The sequence below is a fragment of the Marinobacter sp. DSM 26671 genome (genome assembly GCF_900112835.1).
In the GTDB taxonomy this organism is placed as follows: domain Bacteria; phylum Pseudomonadota; class Gammaproteobacteria; order Pseudomonadales; family Oleiphilaceae; genus Marinobacter; species Marinobacter flavimaris.
Map to the genome: position 1 here is coordinate 1 of NZ_FONF01000006.1, position 23,588 is coordinate 23,588.

Consider the following 23,588-nt stretch of genomic DNA (forward strand, 5'->3'; position numbering starts at 1 on the left):
ACGACTTTTTGTAAAGTACCGAGCCGCTATAGGCCATTTTGTTATAGGTAAAATCGGCGTAGGCACCGAAATAGTTGTCATCCGTTCGAGCCGCCGTACCATTCAGAGCAGCCTGACTGCTGTTGCTGATCTGAGCTCCGGTAAGGCCGTAGTGGAAAACCTCGCTGGGATGAAGTTCGGCACTCAACATGTAGAAGTCCACGTCGTCCGCAGAATCTCTATCGTTTTCTTCCCACTTGAACCAGCCACCTGTCAGCGTGGCCATACCAACATTGCCCGCAAAGGAGACGCCATTCATGTCGTCGTTGGTAACAAAGCTCTCGTACTTGCCGAAGCCATACCCCTGGACGCCCGCTCGCACCCTCCAGTCGCTGTTCGGCACCTTCAGTTCAGCGTAGGCATTTTTGGTCTCAACGCCAACGCCGTCGGCGCTGAGTTTGCCGCAATTGTCACCCTGGCAGCTTCCCTTCTCACCCCAGGGAGAATCGAGCTCACCGTACCAAACCAGGCTCACGTTATCGTTGAGGTCGCCGGTGATCTTTGCACGCAGGCGCTGGTCAACAAATGAACTGCTGTTCTCGTTGGTTTCATCCAGGCTTTCTGAGGTCGCCTGCAGGCGGTAATAACCGTTCACCGTGAAGGGGGAATCGCCTTTCTTGAGCTCTTCCACTTCAGCCGTCAGTTGATTTATTTCAACCTTCAGGTCTTCTACGGTTGGTGACGCACGCCCGACCGGCTCCGCGGCCAACGCCGGTGTTGCTACTAAAGCTATCGCCAGCGGAGCGCTTATTGATTTGAAGATTTTGCTCACCTGAAACTCCTTATTTTAATTTTCATACCGACAACGATTTATTGCCTCAATATGGATGTGCCAGTTAAACGGCACTTAATCTTGACGCACAAAGCTTGTAGTGGTCAACTGAAACGAACCTGAATTTTCAGCTAAATTTCATTTTCCCGATTTTCGTACTGACATCCCCACCCGTCAGACTGTCAGACCTGACGACGCATCAAAGAGGCTATTTCGCCCCCAGCGCCCATCTTGGAGAGGTGCTATGATTGCTCACTATTGAAAGGCATACTGGGCGCCAAGCATGCAATCCGACCATTTGGCGCATGAAATCGAGATGGCCGCAATGAACCGACGAGTTATCTCCTTGCTGCTGCCGTTGTTTTTGGGTGGACCGGTTCTGGCCATTTCCGAATTATCGGGTGGTCAGGAGGCCGCTGCGATGAAGGGTTGCGATTTCAACTTCGGCTGCCTGAAGTTATTAGATTGGCTGGATAGATTATGCATTGTTCACGTCGACCATCACGTAGAGGCTGGTTCCTGTTTTTTTTAATCTGGTCTGTCAGCTTTTTGCTGCATTTTTTTTGGGAAATGATCCAGGTGCCTTTCTTTACAGGGATGATGGAGGCGTCCCATGGTGCGGTCGTCTGGCTCTGCACGCGGGCGGCAATCGGCGATGCCAATATTGCACTATTTGCCTATGGCGTCGCCGCAGCGGCAACTAAAGATGGCTTTTGGATACAGGGGCGGTGGCGCCGCCATGCTTTAGGAGCGTATTTTGCTACCGGTCTGCTTATAACCATAGTCTTTGAAGCCTGGGCCACAGGCGCAGGCCAGCGCTGGAGCTACAATGATTCTATGCCCCTGTTTCCCTTCCTTGGCACAGGTATCGCCCCTCTAGCGCAGTGGATTATCGTTCCAACAGTCTCGCTCTTTGGTTTGCGTTGGCTCTACAGAGGCTGGCTTGATCTCAGACGTCAGGGCTGTGATCACCCTCGGCAATGAATGCCGGAGCCCCGGGCATCATATAAACCGCCCTACAGACAACTGCACATCCACACCAATCACGAGTGTGGCGGTCAGCGACACTACACTATTGATGATTGCCACCATTGCCAGACGTAGACAAGTACGATCACAATAATACGATGTTCCACTGTGACTGATCGACTCATCCATCACTCAACTCCGAAATCCTTGCGGACGGTTGACATCACGTATGCGGCTCCCGGCCATGCCGGCACCAGACACAGCTGCAATCGACATGATTGCAGCTTATATCCCGTCGCTGGCTCCGCAAATGCAAACCCGCCAACGGCGCCAGCAGACGCCTGGCAAGTGTGGGCCGGTAGAGACGGCGCAAAAACTCGCGCGCATCCAGATGGTTTTCCTGGCGGCGCATGCACCAGCGATAACCGCGGTTACCCAGCAGCCCATAAAACGCGCGGTTCACCAACGCCGCCGCCATCGGACGCTCCAGGGATTCTCGCCAAAGCCGGTTGTAGTCGTCACCATGCAGCAGGCTGCGTGCGGCCAGCACGCCGGAGGTGATGGCCGCGCGCATCCCGAAGCCCCACAGCGTATCCTGGAAACCGGCCTGCTCACCCGCTACCGGGTGCACCCCGGACAATGCGGTTACAGGGATACGGAAGTTTCCAACACCGCCGTGCGGCTGAGGATTCATCATCTCCATGCCGGCCAGCCTCTGAAACGCACTGACAGTTCGCTCCACATACTTTGCTTCATCCCTGAAACCAGTAAACATGCAACTCTTTACCGTTCCCTTGCCTCCCATTACCAAAAGGTAGGCATACCCTTTAGGGGCAAGGTTGTTATCACAAATTGCCCAGAAACCGTCCGGCATGGATGTATCGAAATGATAGCCGACCGCAATGGCATCGGCGGCCTTTGGGCCAGTCGCCAGGATGGCCGGGCCCCGGGCATGCCGCAGCCGGCTTTTGAAATGCACCTGCACGCCCAGTTCCCTGGCCTGTCTCAGCAACGCCGTGTCCAATGTGTCTGGCCCGGAGCCACGCTCCACCAGGTAGAACAGCGGCTCAATGCTCTCAATGGCGTACGGGGAATCCCAGGCATCAAAGGCGGTACCCCGGCGGCATGGAACTCGCTTGAAGTCGGTGGTGATTCCGAGTTCCTGCAACACCGCCAGGGCATCCTGCTGCGTGCTCCAGTTCTCCAGCCCCTGAAGGTCCCGTTTGAAGCGGTGCCCCACCTCGGCCCGGGCCTCATGCACGATGACTGACCGCCCCGCCCGCGCCAGTGTGATGGCGGCTGCCAGCCCGGCCGGCCCGGCGCCGGCAATCTCGACCGCGCCATTTCTGTTGTCTGACATCATGGCTCCGATACCAGTCCCAGCCTCGTTGACGCCCATCATGTCCGCACCCGCCTTCCCCTCACCTTGTCACAAAGACATAAGACACAGCGATACCCGATCACTGGGCCTCCTTGAAGTCACGGATGTGCAGCAGGTCTTCCACCGGCAGCACGGCTATGATTCCGTCGCTGGCAAGCCCCTTGTGCACCGTCCGGGCAATGAGGTCAACGATCTCGTCTGCCTGCTCGGCTTCCGTGAATATCTCCACGCGAACGGAATCGGCCATGGTGTCCTTGGCATAGTAGTTTTTATATCTGCCACGGCCATGGGTTTTAGACACCGTCATACCGGAAAAACCAGCCGCGATCAGCGCATCCTCTACTTTCTTCAAGTCCAGGCTGGAGAAGATCGCAGTCACTTTGCAAAACTTCGTATTCATTTCGCCTCCTCGTCAGTGAGCTGAAGAAGGATCGCTCCGGTTCTTCGGCTTGAAAATGACAGTTAATCACCCACAACTGAACTGACACTGAAAATAGGGAACAATCTGAAACCAGCCGAGGCTATATTGATTTAAGTCAAAGAAGCCTGGCCGCCCAGGCGAGACCCGCCACCCAGTCAATAAACGGCACCGGGTAAATACCCAGCAGCAGTATTGAGACGGCAACAATCAGAAGGGCGAGTTTCTCTACCCGACCCCGGCCGGCATCCGCCACCGCCTGCTGCATACCCGGTTCGCGCAGATACAGGGTGACGATCACCCTCAGGTAGTAGAACAGCCCGATAACGCTGCCGATAACGATCCCTCCAACAAGCCACCACCGGCTGCCTTCCACACCCAGGGCGATGATATAGAATTTACCGAAGAATCCGGCGGTCAGCGGAATGCCGGCCAGGGACAACATGCTCAGAGTCAATAATGCTGCCAGCCAGGGGCTGTGCCAGAACAATCCCCTGTAATGGTGCAACCCGGAGGCATCCTCGCCACTGCCAGTGCCGGAGACATGCATAATCACGCCAAACGCCCCCATGGTGGCCACAATATAGGTGAACAGGTAAACCCCGGTGGTTTCCAACGCCAGGGGGCCACCTACTATAACGGCCACCAGCAGGTAGCCCATATGGGCGATGGAAGAGTAGCCCAGCAGGCGCTTCAGGTCAGGCTGGAACAGGGCCAGCAGGTTGCCACCGAACATGCTGAGAAGAGCCAGCAGGCTGATCAGGCCAAGGAGCCATCCACTGCCGAAGACCGGGGCCACCAGTACCAGCCGCAGCAATACCAGAAACACCGCCAGTTTGCTCACCGTGGCCAGCACAGTGGTCGCCGGCGCCAGACCTCCCTGGTATACGTCCGGTGTCCACTGGTGAAACGGTATGATGGACAACTTGAACCCCAGCCCCACCAGTAACAGTGCGGCGCCGCCCAGAATCCAGGGGTCCGGACTGCCAGCAACCCCCGCGGCGAGTGCCGTCAGCTCAAGGTGGCCGGTGCGGGCATAGATCAACGCCATGCCAAACAGCAGAAAGGCGGTGGCGGCGGCGGACAATATGAGGTATTTGATCCCCGCCTCCAGGGACCGTTCTGTCCGGAAACTGTACGCCACCATGCCGTACAAAGGCATCGACAACAATTCAAGGCTGATGAACAGGCTGGCCAGGTGGTTGCTGGCCACAAGGCCCAGGGCACCCGTTACCGCGCAAAGCAACAGCAGGTAAAACTCTTCCCGCGGCCCCCTGTAGCCGGCCAGGTAACCATGGCTCATGGCGGCGATAAACAGGCCGCTCACCAACACCAGCGCGCTGCCCATGAGGGCAAGGCCGTCAAAGATCATCAGCGGCGGCGAAGAGGGCGCGGCCGAGGCCAGCGGCAGGCTCGCCAGGGCCAGGGCCAGACCGCTGACAGTGACCGCCGCGGTACCACCGTGGTGGCGTCGCCAGGCGACGCCCAGCATTACCAGTACGGCTGTCGAGGCGACAATAAGCAGGGGCAGCAGCCCCACAAGATCGATCAGGGTCAGCATCAGTTCATCCCTCCTGCCCGGACCGGGCCCGCCATGAACAGGTCCGCCACCGGCCGGACCATTGACGCCGTGGTATCAAGCAGGGGTTGCGGATTCAGGCCCACTGCCAGGGTGAGTCCGATCAAGGCCAACATCATGCCGTACTCCCGCACATCCGGACCCGCGAGCAGGCCCGGTTGTTGTTCGCGACCGAAATGCACCCGCTGCATCATCAGCAGTGAATAGATCGCGCCAAGCACCAGCCCGGCGCTGGCGATGACCACCACCACCGGAGCGCTGCGGAAGGTACCGAACAGTACCATGAACTCGCCAAGGAAATTGGCCGTGGCGGGCATCCCCAGAGAGGCCGCCAGGAAAAACAAGGTCACGCCGGGCAACACCGGTATTCGGCCCCAGAGCCCGCCCATGCGACGCATATCCCGGGTATGAATGCGTTCAAAGAGCTGGCCACTGAGAATGAACAGAGCGGCACTGGAGAACGCATGGGCCACCATGAGTACGATTGCGCCCTGGATCGCCAGTTCGGATCCGGAATAAACGGCAATCAGCACGAACCCCATATGGGATATGCTGGCATAGGCAATCAGCCGCTTGATATCCTGCTGGCCGCAGGCCAGGACCGCGCCGTAAATAATACCCACGACCCCCAGCGCCATGGCCACCGGCGCAAAGGCCTGGGACTGTTCCGGAAACAACGGAATCGCAAAGCGCAGCATGCCGTAGGCGGCGGTTTTCAGCAGAATGCCCGCAAGGTCCACGCTGCCGGCAGTGGGCGCCTGGGCGTGCGCATCCGGCAGCCAGCCATGAAAAGGCACGACAGGCAGCTTCACCGCAAAGGCAATAAAAAACCCGAGCATAATCCAGAAGGACAGATTGTCGGGCACGTCGGCGTTCAACAGTGCGTCATAGCTGAAGGTTATCTCGCCGGAGCTGGTGTAATGCACGAACACCAGCGCAAGGATCGCCACCAGCATCAGCAGGCCGCTGGCCTGGGTGTAGATGAAGAAGCGGGTGGCGGCACGAATCCGGGTTTGCCCCGGGGAGCCGCTGTGCCCCCAGAGGGCAATCAGAAAATACATGGGTACCAGCATCACTTCCCAGAACAGGAAGAACAGGAGCAGGTCCAGCGCCAGAAACACACCCACGACGCCACCCAGAACAAACAGCAGATTCAGATGAAAAAAGCCCACCCGCTCGACAATCTCTTTCCATGAGCAAAGTACCGCCAAGGCACCGAGAAAGCCGGTCAGCGCAATCAGGATCAGCGACAAGCCGTCCAGAGCCAGATGAATCTCGATGCCAAAACGAGGAATCCAGGGGACTCGCCACTCCAGCAGCCACGGTCTCTCGCCGGTGCCATAGGCGCTGAAATCACCGCCTGCCCAAAGCACGACGCTGACCGCCAGCACGAACAGCATGGTGGCCAGGGCAATCCAGCGCGGCGCCTGTTCGCCCCAACGCTCCGAGTGCCAGCACAGCATGCCACCGAGGAACGGAATCAGAATCAGCCAGAACAGAATCATGCGCCACCTCCCTGAGTCATTACCAGGCCAACCAGTATCACCGTGGCACCGAATACCATCACTTTGGCGTAAGTCCGCAGCTGGCCGTCCTGGGACCGCACCAGGCCCGCATTGCACAGGCGGGCAATCACGGCCGGCAGGTTCATCCCCAGGTTAATAAAGTCGAAACGCAGCACGCGTACCAGGGCCTGCCAGGGCCGGACCAGTGTCCGGTCGAACAGGGCATCGAAGCCCCAGGCCCGGTTGAACAGGATCCAGAGCCGCGCCCCCAGACCCCGACCGACCTTTGCGTCAAGCCACCGGCGCCGCGCCAGGAACAGCCAGCCAGCCAGAGCCAGGCCAGCAAGCACCGCTCCGGTCGCCAGGAACTGAAACAGGGTGTGGCCGGCGTTCGTGGCATCATCGGGGGGCGGCGGGAACACCACCTCAAGCCCCGGGTACAGCCAGGCACCAACGAAGGTGGAAAGCACGGCCAGGATTGCCAAAGGCAGGTGATGCCTGAGGGGACTGGTGCCCGGCCGGGGATGGCGTGCATGATCACTGCGGGGCTGGCCATGAAAAATGCCCAGGATCAGCCGCACCGTGTACAGGCCGGTTAGCACGGCTCCGGTCAGACCCGCCGCGAACAGTCCGTAGTGGCCCGAGGCCATGGCCTGCCAGAGAATCTCGTCCTTGCTGAAGAAGCCCGCGGTTACCAGCGGCAATGCCACCAGCGACGCGCCCCCCGCCAGGAAACCGGCATAGGCGACCGGCAGTTTGCGCCAGAGCCCACCCAGCCGGCTCAGATCCTGTTCATGGTGGCAACTGATGATAACGGCCCCGGCTGAAAGGAACAGCAATGCCTTGAAGAAGGCGTGGGTCATCAGGTGAAAAATGGCCGCGTCAAACGCCCCGACCCCCAGCGCCAGGAACATGTAGCCGATCTGGCTCATGGTGGAATAGGCCAGCACCCGCTTGATGTCGGTCTGGGCCAGGGCCGCGAAGGCCGCCAGCAACAGCGACAGGGCTCCGATGATGCCCACCAGCCACATCACATCCGGTGCCAGCAGGAACAGCCCGTTCAGGCGTGCAATCAGATAAACGCCGGCGGTCACCATGGTGGCCGCGTGGATCAGGGCCGACACCGGAGTGGGGCCTGCCATGGCATCCGGCAGCCAGGTGTGCAGCGGCACCTGTGCAGACTTGCCCAGGGCACCGCCAAGGACCAGCAATGCCGCAAGATTGGCAGTGACACTCCCCTCGGCCCAGACCCGTGGTGCCTGCTCCAGCACCAATCCGATATCGAGGGTGCCGAGTTCCACGAAGATCAGGAACAGCCCCAGGGCAAGGAATACGTCACCTGTGCGGGTCACGATAAACGCCTTGAACGCCGCCCGCCCATTAGCTTCGTTCTGATAGTAGTAGCCGATAAGGCCGTAGCTGCAAAGGCCAACGCCTTCCCAACCGAGAAACAGCAACAGCAGGTTATCGGCCAGCACCAGCACCAGCATGCTGAACACAAACAGGTTCATCCAGGCATAGAAGCGGGTTATACCGGCCTCGCCCACCATGTACCAGACAGCGAACAGGTGAATCAGGAAACCCACGCCGGTGATGATCGACATCATGACCAGCGAGAGACGATCAACCACCACGCCCATGGTCGGCTGGAACTCGCCCACGGAAACCCAGGTCCAGAGCGTGAAGCCCTGGCTGTCGCCGGAGAAGGTCAGCAGCGCCCAGGCGGTGGCCAGCGCGGCCAGCCCCACGCTGCCCACGCCAATGGCCGCGCTGGCCCGCGGTCCCAGCCGCCCGCCGGAAAAGCCGAGAACAATGGCACCGGCCAGAGGTAACAGAAATGACAGTAAAGTCGCAGCCATCATCATCCACGCATCCTGCTGACTTCGTGCAGCTCAAGTGAACGGAAACGCTGGTAAAGCTGTATCATCAGCGCCAGGCCGACGCTGGCCTCGGCTGCCGCCAGGGTGATGACCAGCAGGAACATGGCCTGCCCGTCCGGCTGGTTCCAGGCGGTGCTGCCCACCACAAAGGCCAGCGCGGCGGCATTGAGCATGACTTCCAGGCTCATGAGAACGAACAGCATACTGCGCCTCAGCATCAACCCGGCCAACCCCAGGCTGAACAGAATAACGGCCAGGATCAGGCCATGCTCCATCGGGATACCAGTCATCGGGTGCCTCCACGGTTGCGATTGCCCCGGGGTTTGTTGCGCCGGCCCACGTGGGACGCCGTCACCAGCGCCGCCAGCAGCAGAATGGCGGCCAGCTCCACCACTATCAGCCATGGGCCGAACAGGGTGAGGCCGATGTCCCGGGCGGTTATCAGCTCACCGTCAATGGTCATGCCTGCCTGCCCGTCGCTGATCAGCGCCACCAGCGCCACCAGCAACACCAGAGCCAGCAGCGACGGCCCGAGCCAGTAGCCCGGACGTAGCCACAGGGGATCCCGCTTGGCCTCCGGACGCAGGTTGAGCATCATCACCACGAACACGAACAGCACCATTATGGCGCCGGCATAGACGATAATCTCGAGAGCACCGGCAAAGGGCGCACCCAGGGCGAAGAACACCAGGGCGACGGCAATCAGCGAAACAATCAGGTACACCACCGCATGCACCGGACTGGAGCCGCTGATAAGACCGACCGTGGCCAGCACCGCCACCAGGCCGCTAAGGTAGAATCCCAGTTCCATCAGTAGTTCCTTTTTTGGTCAGGGTAAAAGCGTACGGACATCCTCCGGGACCTCCTCGTTCTGTGCCTCACCTTTATCCTTGCCGGCGATAGCCATGCCGGCAACCTTGTAAAAGTGGTAGTCGTGGTCCTTGCCGGGGCCGTTGATCAGCAGATCTTCCTTCTCGTACACCAACTGCTGACGCTGGTACTCGCCCATCTCGAAATCCGGTGTCAACTGGATGGCGGAGGTGGGGCAGGCCTCTTCACACATGCCGCAAAAAATGCAACGGGAAAAGTTGATGCGGAAGAACTCCGGATACCAGCGGCCGTCGTCTTTTTCACCTTTCTGCAGGGAAATACAATCCACCGGGCAGGCCACCGCGCAAAGGTTGCACGCCACGCATCGTTCTTCGCCGTCCGGATCCCGGGTGAGTATGATGCGGCCCCGGTACCGGGGAGGCAGATAAACCTCCTCTTCCGGATAGTTCACGGTTTCCCGCTTGCGGAAGCCGTGCATGAATACCATCCACATGGTACGCAACAGCGACCAACTGGCCGGTATCAGCCATAACACCGACAACACCTTGTTTTTTCGCATCTTTCCTCCCTATGAACCGGTCAGTAGCAGCACCGCCCCGGTAGCCAGCAGATTGACCAGGGTCAGCGGCAGACACACCCGCCAGCCAAAGCTCATCACCCGGTCATACCTGGGCCGTGGCAGCGATGCCCGGAGCAGGATAAACAGCATCAGGAAGAAGCTGGTCTTGAGGGCAAACCACACAATGGGTGGCAGCCAGGGGCCCTGCCAGCCGCCGAAAAACAATGTCACGATCAGCGCGGAAACCAGCACCATGCCCACGTATTCGCCAATGAAAAACATGCCGAACTTCATACCGGAGTACTCGACATGGTAACCATCCGCCAGTTCCTGTTCCGCCTCCGGCTGGTCGAAAGGGTGGCGGTGTGTCACCGCGATGCCGGCGATCAGAAATGTGACGAAACCCAGGAACTGGGGAATCACGAACCACAGGCCTTCCTGGGCCGCGACGATGTCGCGCAGGTTGAAGGAGCCGGCCATGGCCACCACACCCATGAGCGACAGCCCCATGAACACTTCGTAGGACAGGGTCTGGGCCGAGGCTCGCAACGCGCCGAGCAAGGCATACTTGTTGCCACTGGCCCAGCCACCGATTAACACCGCGTAGACGTTGATGCCGGCCAGCGCGAGGAAGAACAGCAGCCCGATGTGCATGTCCGCCACCCCCCACCCCGGTGTTATGGGGATAATAACGAAAGACAGCAGCAGGGAAGCGAAGGCAAGGTTGGGTGCCAGCATAAACAGGGCGCGGCTGGCAAAGGGCGGAGTCCAGTCTTCCTTGAAAAAGATCTTCAGCATATCGGCAATCAGTTGAAGAGTGCCGAATGGCCCTACCCGGTTGGGACCATAACGATCCTGCCAGAGGCCCAGCAGCCGACGTTCGACCACGGTCAGTGCCGCTCCCACCACGACCACGGCAAGCAGGATCACCAGCGCCTGGAACATGGCCCAGAGAGTGGCTGCCAGTTGTGGAGTCCACCAGCTCATGACTCACCTCCCGTGGGTTTTCCTAAAGTGAGTGTCGCGCCCTGCCCCAGGCCGGGCAACAATCCCGCGGGCAGGCCAGCCCAGCCGGGGGGCCAGTCTTCCTGCTCCGATACCGTAATGTCCGGACCGCCAAACAGCATCAGGCTGTCGCCCTCACGCACACCAAGCAGCGTCAGACTGTCGCCGTCGCGCACGCCCAGCGCCTCGGCATCCGGGCGGGCCAGGATGACCACCGGCGCGGTCATCCGCTGCCGGACAGGTTCAGCCCGGGCAGACGTTTCCTCGCCCCCGAACACCCGTGGCAACACCAGCGCCCGCAGCCCGCTGCTGTCAGTGGCGCCGTCATCAAAGACCGGGTCGGGGTATTCGCGATGGCCGGGCTGAGGCCGAATCAATCTTATGCCCGGGTCCCCTCCGCGCAGGTGACCGCCCACTTCATCGGTGAACTTGTTCCACGCCTGCGGGGAATTCCAGCCCGGCGCCCAGGCGAAAGGTATCTGCTGCCGGGGCCGGTCAAATCCGCTGTAGCCTTCCATGGAGTAAGCGAAGGGTGTATCGGTATCCTGTGGCGGGCGGGGTTCATTTACATCGAGGTTGGCGCGCATGGCGGTGCGGCCGCTGTAACGCTGGGGCTCACGGGCCAGCCGCAGGCCCTCTATGCGATAATCGGGCCCGGGCGCGGCATCCACAATCCCGGCCAGGCCTGGATGGGCCCCGGCGCAGGCCCGGGTGGCCAGATCCAGGCTGATATCCCCGGGGGCTTCGCCCCGCAGCCCGGCGGCCAGGGTGTGTAACCAGCGCCAGCTCTCGTGAATTCGGGTCTCGGGGCGCAGGTAGGCCGGTTCGAACACCCGGAAGAAGCGCTGGGCCCGCCCTTCCAGATTTACCAGGGTTCCGCTCCCTTCCGCGAAACTGGCAGCAGGCAGGATGAAGTCCGCCCCCTCGGCGGTTCTCGTCCGCTGGTGGTCCAGCACCACGCGGGTGTTGGCACGGGCCAGGGCCTGCTCCACCCGGTCGGCGGGCAGGCGTTGATACAGGTCGTTCTCCAGCACCACCACCGCATCGGCCCGGCCCTCACTCAACTCATCCAGCGCCCAGTCCAGTGTCTGCCCCCCCATGAGCGACAGCCCGGTGCTGTTGGCCTCCCGCCGGATCAACACCAGCCCACCCTGCGCTGCCCGCCTGGACAGGGCCCGGGCAACCGCACCGGCGGCTTCCAGGATGGCCTCGCTGGCGAGGGAGCCGCCGCTGACAACCAGCGGCCGCGCCGCTTTTAACAGGCTGACGGCGATTTCTCCGGCCCGCTCCTGGCTGGCCGGGTCGAGGCCGTCCACCGGGGGCGCCGCCGGGTCGATGGCATGAGCCACCGCGAAACCGAGCCGGGCGATATCATCCGGCGCCAGGGCATGGCGGGCGACAGCGACACTGTCCAGCTCGGTGGGCGCTGGCCAGACAATGTGCAGCGGGTGGTACCGGTCCTGCCCCAGGGTCTTGACGGCCTCGGCATTCCAGGCCGGCACGCCGATCTGTTCAGCCAGTTCTTCCCGCCGTGACAGCACAGCCTGACGCAGATTCAGCCCCAGGCGCGCGGCGCTCTGGACCGGGTCCTCGCCCAGCACCAGAATGGCATCGTGGCGTTCTATTTCCCGGGGTGTCGGGGTGGGCAGTCCCGACGTTTCCTGCAGCCGGTTCATCATGGCCAGGCACGCCTGCTCCCGGGACTCTATCCCGGTGGAAAAGTTTTCCGGCCCCACCATGGCCAATAGCTGGTGATTGCTTTCCAGACTGGCCCGGGGCGATCCGATGCCGATGATGCGCCGGGCCTGACGCAGGGCGCCGGTGATACGCTCCAGGGCCGGATCCACCCCCAGCGTCACGGCCTCCTGCCCCGGCCGTTCGGTCCATTCCGGAACCCGTGGCCGGTCGGCGCGGTTGACGTATCCGTAACCAAACCGGCCGCGGTCACAGAGGAAGTGGCTGTTAACCTCACCGTGGTAGCGGTTTTCGATGCGGCGAATCTCGCCGTAGCGTTCCCCGGGGCTGATGTTGCAACCGACCGCGCACTGGTGGCAGATGCCGGGGGCATACTGCAGGTCCCACTTTCGGGTGTAGTGATCGGAATGACTCTGGTCGGTGAACACCCCAGTGGGGCAGACTTCGGTGAGGTTGCCGGAGAACGGGCTTTCCAGTGTGCCTTCGGCGTATCGTCCGAAGTAGATGTTGTCCCGGGCACCAAAGGCGCCCAGATCGGTGCCACCGGCGTAGTCGTTGTAAAAGCGCACGCACCGGTAGCAGGTAATGCAGCGGTTCATTTCGTGGGCGATGAACGGCCCCAGGTACTGGTTGCGGCGAGTGCGCTTGTTGAACCGGTAGCGGCGGCGGTCATGGCCGGTCATTACCGTCATGTCCTGCAGGTGGCAATGGCCGCCCTCCTCGCACACCGGGCAGTCGTGGGGGTGATTGATCATCAGCCACTCCACCACACTGGCCCGGAAAGCCCGGGCTTCCTCGTCATCGATATCGATTCGGGTCTGGTCCGCCGCCGGGGTCATACAGGACATGACCAGAACGCCCTTGTTGTCGTCCTTGTCCTTGTACTGGCGCACCGCGCACTGGCGACAGGCGCCGACACTTCCCATGGCCGGATGCCAGCAGAAATAGGGAATATCCAGGCCCAGTGACAGACAGGCCTGGAGCAGGTTGTGCGCCCCGTTGACCTCGTAGGTTTTTCCGTCCACGTGAATCGTCGCCATGCTTGCTTCTGCCTTCACCTAGAAAGTACGATCACTGTTTGTTGAAAGTGACTGTTGAAACTAACGGTTGTTTGCCGGCGCGTCCGCTGCGACCCGGTCCGGAACGCCCCGGGTGTCGCCGCTTACCTTGCCAATGCCCTGCTCAAACTCCTGCCGGAAGTGCCGCAGCGCTGTCTCCAGCGGCATGGCGGCGCCAGGGGCAAGGGCGCAGAATGTCAGCCCCGGGCCACAGTCCGCCGCCAGCTTGTCGAGCAATTCGATGTCGCCGGCCTGCCCCTGTCCCTTTTCCAGGTCCCGGAGCAGTTTTACCACCCAGGGCAGACCATCACGGCACGGAGTGCACCAGCCGCAGGATTCCCGGGCGAAGAACTCCTCCAGGTTGCGCATCAGCGATACCATGCCCCGGTCCTCGGGGACCGCCATCATCAGGCCGGTGCCCAGCCGGCTGCCGACATTGGCGATAGAGTCAAAGTCCAGGGGCAGCTCCAGATGCTCCGGCAACAGGAAGCCGGTGCTGGTGCCGCCGGGCAACCACGTCTTGAGCCGACGGTCTTGCTGCAGCCCCCCGGCCCGGTCGAGCAGCTCGGCCCCGGTGACGCCCATGGGCAGCTCCCAGAGGCCCGGCTCCACAACCGGCCCCGACACGCCATAAAGCTTGGTGCCGCCGTCACCGGTACGGTTGCCGGACAGGTTCTGATACCAGTCAGCGCCATGGAGAATCACGGCGGGTATGTTGCACAGGGTCTCGACGTTGTTAACCACCGTGGGCCTGCCCCAGGCTCCGGACTGGCCGGGGAACGGCGGCTTGGCCCGGGGATTGGCGCGCTTCCCCTCCAGTGCATTGATCAGAGCCGTTTCCTCGCCGCAGATGTAGCGCCCCGCCCCGGTATGCACCGCGATGTCGAAATCGAACCCGCTGCCATCAATATCCGGCCCCAGCCAGCCGGCTTCGCGGGCCTCATCAATGGCCCGGTTCAGCACCCGGGCCGCCTCCACGTATTCACCCCGCAGAAAAATGTAGCCTTGCCGGGCGTTGTTGGCCCGGGCTCCGAGGATCATCCCCTCAATCAGCAGGTGGGGTTGCTGCTCCATCAGCAACCGGTCCTTGAAGGTGCCCGGTTCCATTTCATCCGCGTTGCAGATCAGGTAGCCCCGGGGCATGTCACCCCCCTGCAGCGTCAGGCTCCACTTGACGCCAGCGGAAAAACCGGCGCCGCCCCGGCCACGCACATTGGCGTCTTTCACCACGGTGATGATGCCCTGGGGGTCGCTCTCGGCCAATGCCCGGCGGACCGACTGATAACCATCCTTATCCAGATATTCGCCGAGCCAGACCACCTCGCCGTCGTCCCTCAGCCTCCAGGTCAGCGGATGGGTTTCGGGTTGACGCTCGGTACCGGATTGCCGTATCCGGCTGTGATAACGCAGCGGGTTGCCTTGACCTGAGGTGGATCCGCTCATTCGTAGCCCTCCAGCAGGTCGGACAGATCCTCCGGTGTGACCGGCCCGAAGGTTTCGCCGTCAATCATCAGCGCCGGGGCACCGTCACAGGCGCCGAGACAACACACGGGTAACAGGGTGAAGCGGCCATCGGCGGTGGTGGCGCCGTAGTCCACTCCCAGCTTCTCCACCAGGGCCTGTTTCAGCGTTTCATACCCGGTCAGGAAGCAGGAGCTGCTGTCGCAGACCAGGATCACATGGCGCCCTACCGGCTGACGGAAAATCAGGCTGTAAAAGGTAGCCACGCCGTCCACCGCGGCGAATCCCAGGCCCAGCAACCGCCCAACGGCCATGATGGCACCGTCGGGAACCCAGCCATGGCGGCGCTGGACGATTTTCAACGCCTCGATACAAGCGGCCTGGGGCTGCTCGTAGTGTTCCTTTTCCCGGAGAATCGCGGCTTCGTCGTCCGGGTGCAGTTCAAAACGGTCACTGCCGATCAGTTCGGGTGTGTGCGGGGTTGTTGCCATCATCAGCGATCCACGTCTGCCATTACGAAATCGATACTGCCCAGGTGGGCGATCATGTCCGGCACGAAGCCTCCGCGCATCAAGGACGGTATCTGCTGCAGGTGCGGAAAGCTCGGAGTCCGGATGCGGGTTCGGTAGCTCATGTTATTGCCGTCGCTGATCAGGTAATAACTGTTAATGCCTTTGGTGGCCTCCACCATTTGCAGGGATTCGCCGGGTTTCAGAACCGGACCCCAGGACACCTGCAGAAAGTGGGTGATCAGCGTTTCGATGTGCTGCAACATCCGCTCCCTGGGTGGCGGGGTGGTCAACGGATGATCCGCCTTGTAGTCACCCGCGGGCATGTGATCGACGCATTGCTGGATAATGCGCAGGCTCTGCCGCATTTCCTCAATACGCAGCTGGCCCCGGTCGAAAACGTCTCCGTGCTGCCCCAGAGGCACCTCGAAGTCGAAGTTCTCATAGCCGGAATAGGGTCGCTGTTTGCGCAGGTCGAAGTTGCAGCCGGTGGCCCGCAGGTTGGGACCGGTCACGCCCCACTCCAGGGCCTCAGGGGTGCTGAAAGCCGCCACATGCCGGGTCCGCTCCCGCACCAGGGCATTTTTCATCATGGCCAGCTCGTATTCCCGCAGCCGCGGCGGCATCCAGTCAAGGAACTCCTGCACCAGTTGCTGCCAGCCCACGGGCAGATCCTGGGCAAGGCCGCCGATCCGGTACCAGGCCGGATGCATGCGAAAACCGGTGATACCCTCAATCACCTTGTAGGCCCGCTGGCGGTCGGTGAAGCTGTAGAACACCGGCGACATGGCACCCAGATCCTGCAGGTAGGTCCCCAGGAACAGCAAATGGCTGCTAATACGGAACATCTCCGCCATCATCACCCGGACCGTCTTGACCCGGTCGGGCACCTCGATACCCGCCAGTTTCTCAACCGCCAGGACATAGGGAAGGTTGTTCATTACGCCGCCGGTGTAGTCGATGCGGTCGGTATAGGGAATGAAGCTGTGCCAGGTCTGGCGCTCGGCCATTTTTTCCGCGCCCCGGTGGTGATAGCCAATATCCGGCACGCAGTCGATGATCTCCTCGCCGTCCAGTTGAAGCACGATCCGGAAGGCACCGTGGGCAGAGGGATGATTCGGGCCCAGATTGAGGAACATGAACTCGCTGCCATCCCGCTCACGCTGCATGCCCCAGGCTTCCGGTTCGAATTTCAGCGCCTCCTGCTCCGTCTGCTGCCCCTCCACTGTCAGGGTGTAGGGGTCGAATTCCGTGGCCCGCGCGGGATAGTCCTTGCGTAACGGGTGGCCATGCCAGGTGGGCGGCATAAGCAGCCGTTGCAGATGGGGATGGCCAGTTGCGGTAATGCCGAACAGATCCCAGATTTCCCGCTCATACCAGTTGGCATTGGCAAACACCCCGGTCACGCTTGGCAGGTTCGGGTCGCCACCGGTCAGCGCCACCTTGATGATCAGGTCTTCATTACGATCCACCGACAGCAGATGATAGAAGACCGTGAAATCCGCCGCTGGCAGCCCGTCACGGTGGGCACGGAGCCGCTCGTCCACGGCCGAGAGATCGTAAAGCATGGAAAAAGACGCCGGCTGCGCCTTCAGGTGGCGCAGTATCTCCACTATCCGTTCACGTCGCACCCACAGCACCGGAAGCCCGGTCAGGGTGGACTGAACGTGCTCGATGTGTTCCCGGAATCCGTCCAGAAGCCCGAGGGCCCGGTCAATGCAGGACTGGGCCGGTGCATGCCTGTCGAGAGCGTCTGTGCTCATGATACTGACTCATCTCCTGTCAAGGTTGGGCAAATCGGGAATCGGCGCTCAGAGTTTGTCCGGAGTCCTCAGTTCGGTGACTTCGATTCGCTGGCTCCGTTTCTGCTCCCGCTGGGACCCCATCTCGGCCTTGTAAACCCCCTGATCCCCCACGACCCAGGACAGCGGCCGGCGCTCCTCCTGAATCGAGTCCTGCAACAACTGAAGTGCCTGCAGGAAGGCCTCGGGCCGCGGCGGACAACCCGCTACATAGACATCCACGGGCAAGAACTTGTCAACCCCCTGAACCACCGAATAGATGTCGTACATACCGCCGGAGTTGGCGCAGGAGCCCATGGAAATGACCCACTTGGGTTCCAGCATCTGATCGTAGAGCTGCTGAATAACCGGAGCCATTTTGATGAAACAGGTACCCGCTATCACCATAAAGTCGGCCTGCCTCGGCGAGGCGCGGATCACCTCCGACCCGAAGCGCGCAATGTCATGGGGCGAGGTAAATGCGGTAGTCATTTCCACGTAGCAGCAGGACAGACCGAAGTTATAGGGCCACAAGGAGTTCTTGCGCCCCCAGTTCACCGCCGAGTTGAGGACGTCACTCAGCTTGCCGGTGAATACGTTGCGTTCAAGCTGGCTTTTGACGTATTCCTCCGATGACTGCCGGCGCCCCATCGGGTAACGGTCACTGGATTCCTGCTCTTCCTCGGCCCGTGTCAGTCTGTAAGGCATGGCTGGTCTCCATATAAAGGTTTGCTGACAGTGATCAAGGTCCGGACGACAATCATCGGGAACTGAATACACCCTGGAACCGAACGATTAGCCCTCCCCGTGTCCCTGAGAACCCTCGGGGGCCCACTCCAACGCCCCGGAGCGACTGTCGTAGAGCAGGCCGGCAAGCAGTATCAGGATAAAAACCGCCGCGCCCCAGAACCCGCTCCAGCCCGTTTCCGGAATCACAACCGCCCAGGCAAACAGAAACACCGCCTCAATATCGAAGATCACAAAGAGCATCGCGACCAGATAAAACTTGACGGAAAACCGCTGGCGGGCGTCACCGACACCGACAATACCGGACTCAAACGGGATGGTTTTGCTGACGCCATGGCTGCGCCCGCCAAGCAGGCTGGAAACGCCTGCCATGAAGGCACATAAGCCGAGGGCAGCGATCACAAAAAAACCGGTTGCCCAGTAGTTGACCAGCAACTCATTGACCGTGTCCGACATACCCCCTCCTGTTCTGAATCATCATCCTATCCGCCCAGCCTGAAACGGAACTGAATCAGCAGAGCAATCGTTCTCAATTTTTGATCCCGATCAAATTCACAAGACTGTTTCCAGCCGGCCTCAGTCAGCAGAGCGCACTACTCACTGCCATAAATCAAGACCTGCAGGAAACAGCAACTCCGCGGGCATAATCGAGTAGAGCAAGGTATCTGAAGGCTTCATACTGGCGCTGCTTTGAAAGCAGGTACCGCACAGACTGTGTTGTCTACTAATATGGCTTCATCGCACCGATTGAGGCCTTCGTGCAGTAACCATTGCCAGCACGATTGCCAACATCGCCAGGGGAGGAATTAGGACGACGACCACGCTACCAGTCCCAAGAGAAAGAACTGGGCCGCCAGACCGAGGATCAGCGTGGCAGCAAAGGTTGTCACTACCACCGTGCCAAGAGCTTTGCCCACCGGCGCGAATTCCGTCGCCGCCTGCTGGTACATGGGCACGACAATGCGCAGATATACCGCCAGTGAAAGTACACTGTTGGCAATTGCAACCACCGCCAGCCAGGTGAATTGGACATCAATAACGGCGGCGAACAGCAGGAACTTCCCAACGAAGCCGGCAAGTGGCGGAATCCCGACCAGCGATAGCAGAAAGACCACCATTGCGATGCCAATAAGCGGTTGGGCGCGCCCCAATCCGTCAAAATCGTTCAGAGTCCGTCCGATATTGGCGGCAACGGCGAAAGCGCCCAGATTCATGGCCGCATAGGCGGCAGCAAACAGTATAATGGATGGCAGAGCAAGTTCACTGGCGCCGACTGCCAGGATACCCAGAAGGAAATAGCCGGATTGGGCAATCGACGAGTAGGTCACGGAGTTCATTATGAATTCTTGGTGCAGATCAGACATTCAGGCTTTCGCCGGAAACCGCCCGGTCAGCCGGCCGGCACCGCAAAAAGGAGGACAAAAATGAGTGCCAGCGCAACCAGGAAGAAACGTACCCGCTCACGCCGGTTGCGGCACACCGTCAGGGCCACCAGACATTGCAACAGGTAGTATAGGGCGAAGGCGCGTGACGCCAGCGCGATCACCGTAAAGGTGGAACCGGACCAGGCCAGCGCCATAGCCGCACCGCCTACCAGCAGGTAACCCCAACGCTGGGTGAGGCGCCGCCGCGTCACTTCCTCCAGGTTCGCCGCAGCCGCCAGGGTGTCCGCAACGGCAGCGGAGAACTGCGACAGGCCGGCGGCGAGGATAAGCGGCGCCGAAAGAAGTACCGAGACCGAGGCAACCACCTGGATCAGGCTGTTATCTGCGTATTGCCCGTCCAGAATTGGCACCAGGGGCAAGACCACGGCGACGAATGCCACGTAGACCGTGAGAGATACATATTGCGACCAGCGCGAGGCGTGGATCCGCGTCCAGGTATCAAAACTCTGGCCGAGATAGCGCGGCGTTTCGAAGCCCTGCACCACGATCAGGGTACCGGCCACCATGGTCACCATTTCCCAGCCGGAACGTTGCGGCATGGATGGCAGCACAAAGCGTCCGGTGTCCAGAAAGTCGCTGATGTCACGCAGGGCGAAGGCGGCCAACAGCACAGCGAGCACCAGGATGGTCACATACAGAGCCCACCGCTCCATCCGCTCCAACGGTCTCAAGCCACCCATGATGCCAATTGCAGTAATCACGCCGATCACCAGCGTGGTAAACAGGCTCTTGTTGAAGCCCGAATCCAGTCCGAAAGCCCCGAGCACGAAGGCGCTCAGGATATGAATGTAGAGGCACACGGACACAATATAAGCCAGGACCAGCGCCCCATCCGACAGTCGTTCGAGCGTGAGCGTCAGACGTTGACTGCCCGCTGCCAGCACCGGTTCAGCACACAGAATGTTATGGCGCACGACGGCACCGGTGTGAAAAGCGACAAAAGCCACCGCCAGCATCGCCCATAACGAATACGGCCCCACACTACTGGCCAGTACCGGTACGATGACCAGGAAGCCACTGCCGAAAATGGACGCCAGCGGTGTGCTCATGGCCGGCACGATGGCCAGCGTCGCCGGGCGGGGCACTAGGCCGGCCACTCCACCAGTCCCGCAAGAAAGAACTGGGCCGCCAGGCCGATGATCAGTGTGGCGGCAAAGGTGGTCACTACCACCGTGCCAAGACTTCTGCCCAATGGCGCGAATTCCGTCGCCGCCTGCTGGTACATGGGTACGACGATGCGCAGGTATACCGCTAGTGAAAGCACACTGTTGGCAATCGCCACCACCGCCAGCCAGGTGAACTGGGCATCGATGCCGGCGGCAAATAGCAGGAACTTGCCAACGAAGCCGGCGAGAGGCGGAATACCGACCAGCGACAGCAGGAAAACCACCATTGCGATTGCGGTCACCGGCTTTGCACGGCCCAGCCCACGGAACGCATCCAGCACACGGCCAGTTGCCGCGGTAACGGCAAAAGCGCCCAGGTTCATGGCCGCGTAGGCGGCAGCAAACAGGATAACCGATGTCAGCGCGAGTTTGCTTGAACCCACCGCGACGATGCCCAGCAGAAAGTAGCCGGACTGGGCAATCGAAGAATACGCCAACAGCCGGATGACGTTATCCTGCACCAGCGCGGCGAGATAGCCGTAGGTCATGGTCAGAACGGCCAGACCCGCGATGACGGCAGTCCAACCACTTTCCGGGGGCAGACCGCGAACCACCTGAGCAAGTGCGAACAGAGCCCCGATCTTGGGCACCACGGACAGGTAAGCCGCTATCGACAGCGGCCCGCCCTCGTAGGCATCTGGCGCCCAGAAATGAAACGGAACCAGCGATGCCTTGTAGCCAAGGCCGATAACGACAGCCACAAAGCCGATGATGACGGCCATAGGCATGGTATCCATGCCCGGCAGATCAGCAAGCAAGGTGGAGCCGGCGGCACCGAACCAGTAACTCAGACCGAAAATCATGATTGCACCGGTGACCGAGGCAAACACGAAGAATTTCATGGCGGCTTCGGTGGCCGGGTCGGTATCCGGGTAGGCAACCAAGGCGAAGGTGGCCAGGCCGGTCAACAGTGTGCCCAACACCAGGAACATCGTATCGCCCGCGCCGGCCAGAACCAGGGCGCCGAGGGTGGCAAAGCACAGCAGGCTGTAGACCGTACCCTCACGCGCGGTGCCTCGCACATCCACTCGCGCTAGTAGCATGGAGAGCACGGTGGCCGGCAACAGAATAAGCTTGGCCCAGACACTGAGTTCGTCAATCCGGAAGCTGCCGCCGAACACCGTTGTGTCCGCGCCAATCAGACGCAACGTCAGCCCCGTGGCAGCGAGCAGCCCGATGACCGAGACCACCAGCGCTATTCGCGGCCGGCGCAGCATTTCCGCAATCAGCGCGCCGACAGCCGTTAACAGTACGGCAATTTCCGGAATCAATAATGCAAGATCACGGGCCATTACAGCACCAGCGCCGATGTGGTCCGGTGAATGATGTCCAGCACCCAGGACGGTGCCACGCCGGTGGCAACCGTGAGTACCAGCAGTGGCGCCACGGCAAGCCATTCCCGTACACTGAGATCGGGCATGGCCTGCCAGCGCTGTCTGGGCTCGCCCAGAAAGGTTTCGCGCAACGCCTTGAGAAAGGTGCCAGCGATGATGGCAATGCCCAGAATCACAACAACCGCTACGGGCGCGCTACCCAAGGTGGCGAGAAATATCTGGAACTCAGCCGGAAAGTGCGCCAGCCCCGGCAGGCCCAGGGACGCAAAGGCCGCCAATATAAATGACCAGCCAAGCATCGGGACCGTCTTGAGCAGACCGCCGAACTCACCCATTTCACGGGTATGGGCGCGGTCCTGAATCATGCCCACCAGCAAGAACAGGGCGCCGGTAACCAGACCGTGACTGAACATCTGCAACACGGCACCATCCAGCGCGACGGCACGCACCGAGGAGTCCAGAGTCAGTGCGGCCACGGCGACGCCGACGATCACATAGCCCATGTGATTAACTGAGGTGTAGGCAACCAGGCGCTTGAGGTCGCTCTGAGCCAGGGCGGCAAAAGCCCCGTAGAGCGCGCTGACGACACCAAAGATCAGAACAACGACCCCCGCTTCACGGAAAGCATCGGGGGTCATTTGCAGGGCAAAGCGGACCAATCCGTAAGTGCCGAACTTCAGCATGATGCCGGCCAGGATGACACTGCCGACGGTCGGCGCCTGAACATGAGCGGCAGGCAACCAGGTATGCAGCGGCACCGCGGGGATCTTTACCGCAAAGGTGATCAGCATAGCGACCAATGCCCACATAGCCGCCGCCCCTTCCAGTGGCGGATTCTCGATCCAGGCTCGCATGTCGAAGGTCGGTTCAGAGCTGCCGAGGTAAAGCCCCAGGATGGCGAGCAACAGCGGCAGGCTGCCCAGCAGCGTGTAAATAAAGAACATCAGGGCTGCACGCTGCCGCTCCTCGTGTCCCCACCCGGCGATCATGAAGTACATCGACACCAGGGAAACTTCGAAGAAGACGTAGAACAAAATCCCATCGAGAGCGGTGAAGGTACCGACTGCCGCAGTCTCCAGAAGCAGGGCCAGGGCCACGTAGGCGCGCGGACGTTCACGAAGCGACGAAGCGTAGATGAACGCAACCAGGAAAAGCACGGCACTCAGTAGCACCAACGGCAGGCTGATGCCGTCGACCCCCACCCGGTAGGCGGCGCCAATGGCCGGGATCCATTCCAGCTCCTCGACCTGGGAAAAGCCTACGCCGCTGACACCCCGCAGCCACATGGCAACGGCAAAGGCCAGTGTCAGGGAGGCGGTGGCGATGCCGATGCCGTGCACGGTCTGTGCCGTCGGTCGTGGCAGGGCCAGGATCAGGACGGCGCCCGCCAGGGGCAGGAACAAGGTGATGGAAACGAGTGGTAACATGAATATCGGATTCCCTTTAGAAACTAG

General features: G+C 60.9%; 21 protein-coding genes and 1 pseudogene. 2 read left to right on the top strand and 20 right to left on the bottom strand.

Annotation, left to right across the window (positions count from 1 at the left end; genetic code table 11):
- A pseudogene (locus BM035_RS08130) lies at window positions 1-811 on the bottom strand (hypothetical protein); the annotation flags it as partial.
- A gap of 283 nt (window positions 812-1,094) precedes the next feature.
- On the opposite strand from BM035_RS08130, the gene BM035_RS08135 reads away from it, so the two are divergent.
- Entirely contained in the window at window positions 1,095-1,343 is a 249-nt protein-coding gene (locus BM035_RS08135) for a hypothetical protein (protein ID WP_092031072.1), read from the top strand.
- A complete protein-coding gene (locus BM035_RS08140; protein ID WP_254775431.1) occupies window positions 1,292-1,795 on the top strand; it encodes a hypothetical protein in 504 nt (167 codons plus the stop codon). Before BM035_RS08135 ends, BM035_RS08140 begins: the two co-directional genes overlap by 52 nt.
- 208 nt (window positions 1,796-2,003) lie before the next feature.
- Here the strand turns inward: BM035_RS08140 and BM035_RS08145 are convergent, their stop codons facing one another.
- The 19 genes from BM035_RS08145 to BM035_RS08235 form a co-directional block, all read right to left on the bottom strand.
- On the bottom strand, window positions 2,004-3,182 hold the full coding sequence (locus tag BM035_RS08145) for an NAD(P)/FAD-dependent oxidoreductase (protein ID WP_092031075.1): 1,179 nt from the start codon (window positions 3,180-3,182) through the stop codon (window positions 2,004-2,006).
- A gap of 58 nt (window positions 3,183-3,240) precedes the next feature.
- Window positions 3,241-3,561, bottom strand: coding sequence for a P-II family nitrogen regulator (locus BM035_RS08150; protein ID WP_092031077.1), 321 nt, complete (start codon window positions 3,559-3,561; stop codon window positions 3,241-3,243).
- A gap of 136 nt (window positions 3,562-3,697) precedes the next feature.
- Window positions 3,698-5,143: an NADH-quinone oxidoreductase subunit NuoN gene (gene nuoN / locus BM035_RS08155; protein WP_441295078.1), complete on the bottom strand. Its 1,446-nt coding sequence runs from the start codon at window positions 5,141-5,143 to the stop codon at window positions 3,698-3,700.
- Window positions 5,140-6,663: an NADH-quinone oxidoreductase subunit M gene (gene nuoM / locus BM035_RS08160; protein ID WP_092031080.1), complete on the bottom strand. Its 1,524-nt coding sequence runs from the start codon at window positions 6,661-6,663 to the stop codon at window positions 5,140-5,142. The genes nuoN and nuoM overlap by 4 nt, the downstream gene beginning before the upstream one ends.
- Window positions 6,660-8,528 carry an NADH-quinone oxidoreductase subunit L gene (nuoL, locus tag BM035_RS08165; RefSeq protein WP_008169468.1) on the bottom strand — a complete coding sequence of 623 codons (1,869 nt, stop codon included), beginning with the start codon at window positions 8,526-8,528 and terminating at the stop codon, window positions 6,660-6,662. The genes nuoM and nuoL overlap by 4 nt, the downstream gene beginning before the upstream one ends.
- Window positions 8,525-8,833 carry an NADH-quinone oxidoreductase subunit NuoK gene (gene nuoK, locus BM035_RS08170; protein ID WP_008169467.1) on the bottom strand — a complete coding sequence of 103 codons (309 nt, stop codon included), beginning with the start codon at window positions 8,831-8,833 and terminating at the stop codon, window positions 8,525-8,527. The genes nuoL and nuoK overlap by 4 nt, the downstream gene beginning before the upstream one ends.
- Window positions 8,830-9,354 (bottom strand): NADH-quinone oxidoreductase subunit J, encoded by a 525-nt coding sequence (nuoJ, locus tag BM035_RS08175; protein ID WP_008169466.1) that lies wholly within the window; start codon window positions 9,352-9,354, stop codon window positions 8,830-8,832. Before nuoJ ends, nuoK begins: the two co-directional genes overlap by 4 nt.
- A gap of 18 nt (window positions 9,355-9,372) precedes the next feature.
- Window positions 9,373-9,933 carry an NADH-quinone oxidoreductase subunit NuoI gene (gene nuoI, locus BM035_RS08180; protein ID WP_039881756.1) on the bottom strand — a complete coding sequence of 187 codons (561 nt, stop codon included), beginning with the start codon at window positions 9,931-9,933 and terminating at the stop codon, window positions 9,373-9,375.
- Window positions 9,934-9,942: 9 nt separating this feature from the next.
- A complete protein-coding gene (gene nuoH, locus BM035_RS08185; protein ID WP_008169464.1) occupies window positions 9,943-10,920 on the bottom strand; it encodes an NADH-quinone oxidoreductase subunit NuoH in 978 nt (325 codons plus the stop codon).
- A complete protein-coding gene (nuoG, locus tag BM035_RS08190) occupies window positions 10,917-13,673 on the bottom strand; it encodes an NADH-quinone oxidoreductase subunit NuoG (protein ID WP_092031081.1) in 2,757 nt (918 codons plus the stop codon). The genes nuoH and nuoG overlap by 4 nt, the downstream gene beginning before the upstream one ends.
- 60 nt (window positions 13,674-13,733) lie before the next feature.
- Entirely contained in the window at window positions 13,734-15,134 is a 1,401-nt protein-coding gene (gene nuoF, locus BM035_RS08195) for an NADH-quinone oxidoreductase subunit NuoF (RefSeq protein WP_092031083.1), read from the bottom strand.
- The gene (gene nuoE / locus BM035_RS08200) at window positions 15,131-15,646 is read right to left on the bottom strand and encodes an NADH-quinone oxidoreductase subunit NuoE (RefSeq protein ID WP_092031084.1); all 516 of its coding nucleotides are present in this window, start codon (window positions 15,644-15,646) and stop codon (window positions 15,131-15,133) included. The genes nuoF and nuoE overlap by 4 nt, the downstream gene beginning before the upstream one ends.
- Complete coding sequence (nuoC, locus tag BM035_RS08205; RefSeq protein ID WP_092031086.1) at window positions 15,646-17,424, bottom strand: NADH-quinone oxidoreductase subunit C/D; 1,779 nt, start codon at window positions 17,422-17,424, stop codon at window positions 15,646-15,648. The genes nuoE and nuoC overlap by 1 nt, the downstream gene beginning before the upstream one ends.
- Window positions 17,425-17,472: 48 nt before the next feature.
- Window positions 17,473-18,150: a NuoB/complex I 20 kDa subunit family protein gene (locus BM035_RS08210; RefSeq protein ID WP_092031088.1), complete on the bottom strand. Its 678-nt coding sequence runs from the start codon at window positions 18,148-18,150 to the stop codon at window positions 17,473-17,475.
- An 87-nt stretch (window positions 18,151-18,237) separates the two neighbouring features.
- Entirely contained in the window at window positions 18,238-18,645 is a 408-nt protein-coding gene (gene ndhC / locus BM035_RS08215) for an NADH-quinone oxidoreductase subunit A (RefSeq protein WP_008169454.1), read from the bottom strand.
- A gap of 350 nt (window positions 18,646-18,995) precedes the next feature.
- Window positions 18,996-19,526 (bottom strand): proton-conducting transporter transmembrane domain-containing protein, encoded by a 531-nt coding sequence (locus BM035_RS08220; protein WP_254775433.1) that lies wholly within the window; start codon window positions 19,524-19,526, stop codon window positions 18,996-18,998.
- Window positions 19,527-19,579: 53 nt separating this feature from the next.
- Entirely contained in the window at window positions 19,580-20,731 is a 1,152-nt protein-coding gene (locus tag BM035_RS08225; protein ID WP_039881755.1) for a hypothetical protein, read from the bottom strand.
- Window positions 20,719-22,092, bottom strand: coding sequence for an NADH-quinone oxidoreductase subunit N (locus BM035_RS08230; protein WP_008169451.1), 1,374 nt, complete (start codon window positions 22,090-22,092; stop codon window positions 20,719-20,721). The genes BM035_RS08225 and BM035_RS08230 overlap by 13 nt, the downstream gene beginning before the upstream one ends.
- The gene (locus tag BM035_RS08235) at window positions 22,092-23,561 is read right to left on the bottom strand and encodes a complex I subunit 4 family protein (RefSeq protein ID WP_008169450.1); all 1,470 of its coding nucleotides are present in this window, start codon (window positions 23,559-23,561) and stop codon (window positions 22,092-22,094) included. The genes BM035_RS08230 and BM035_RS08235 overlap by 1 nt, the downstream gene beginning before the upstream one ends.
- Between the last annotated feature and the right edge of the window lie 27 nt (window positions 23,562-23,588).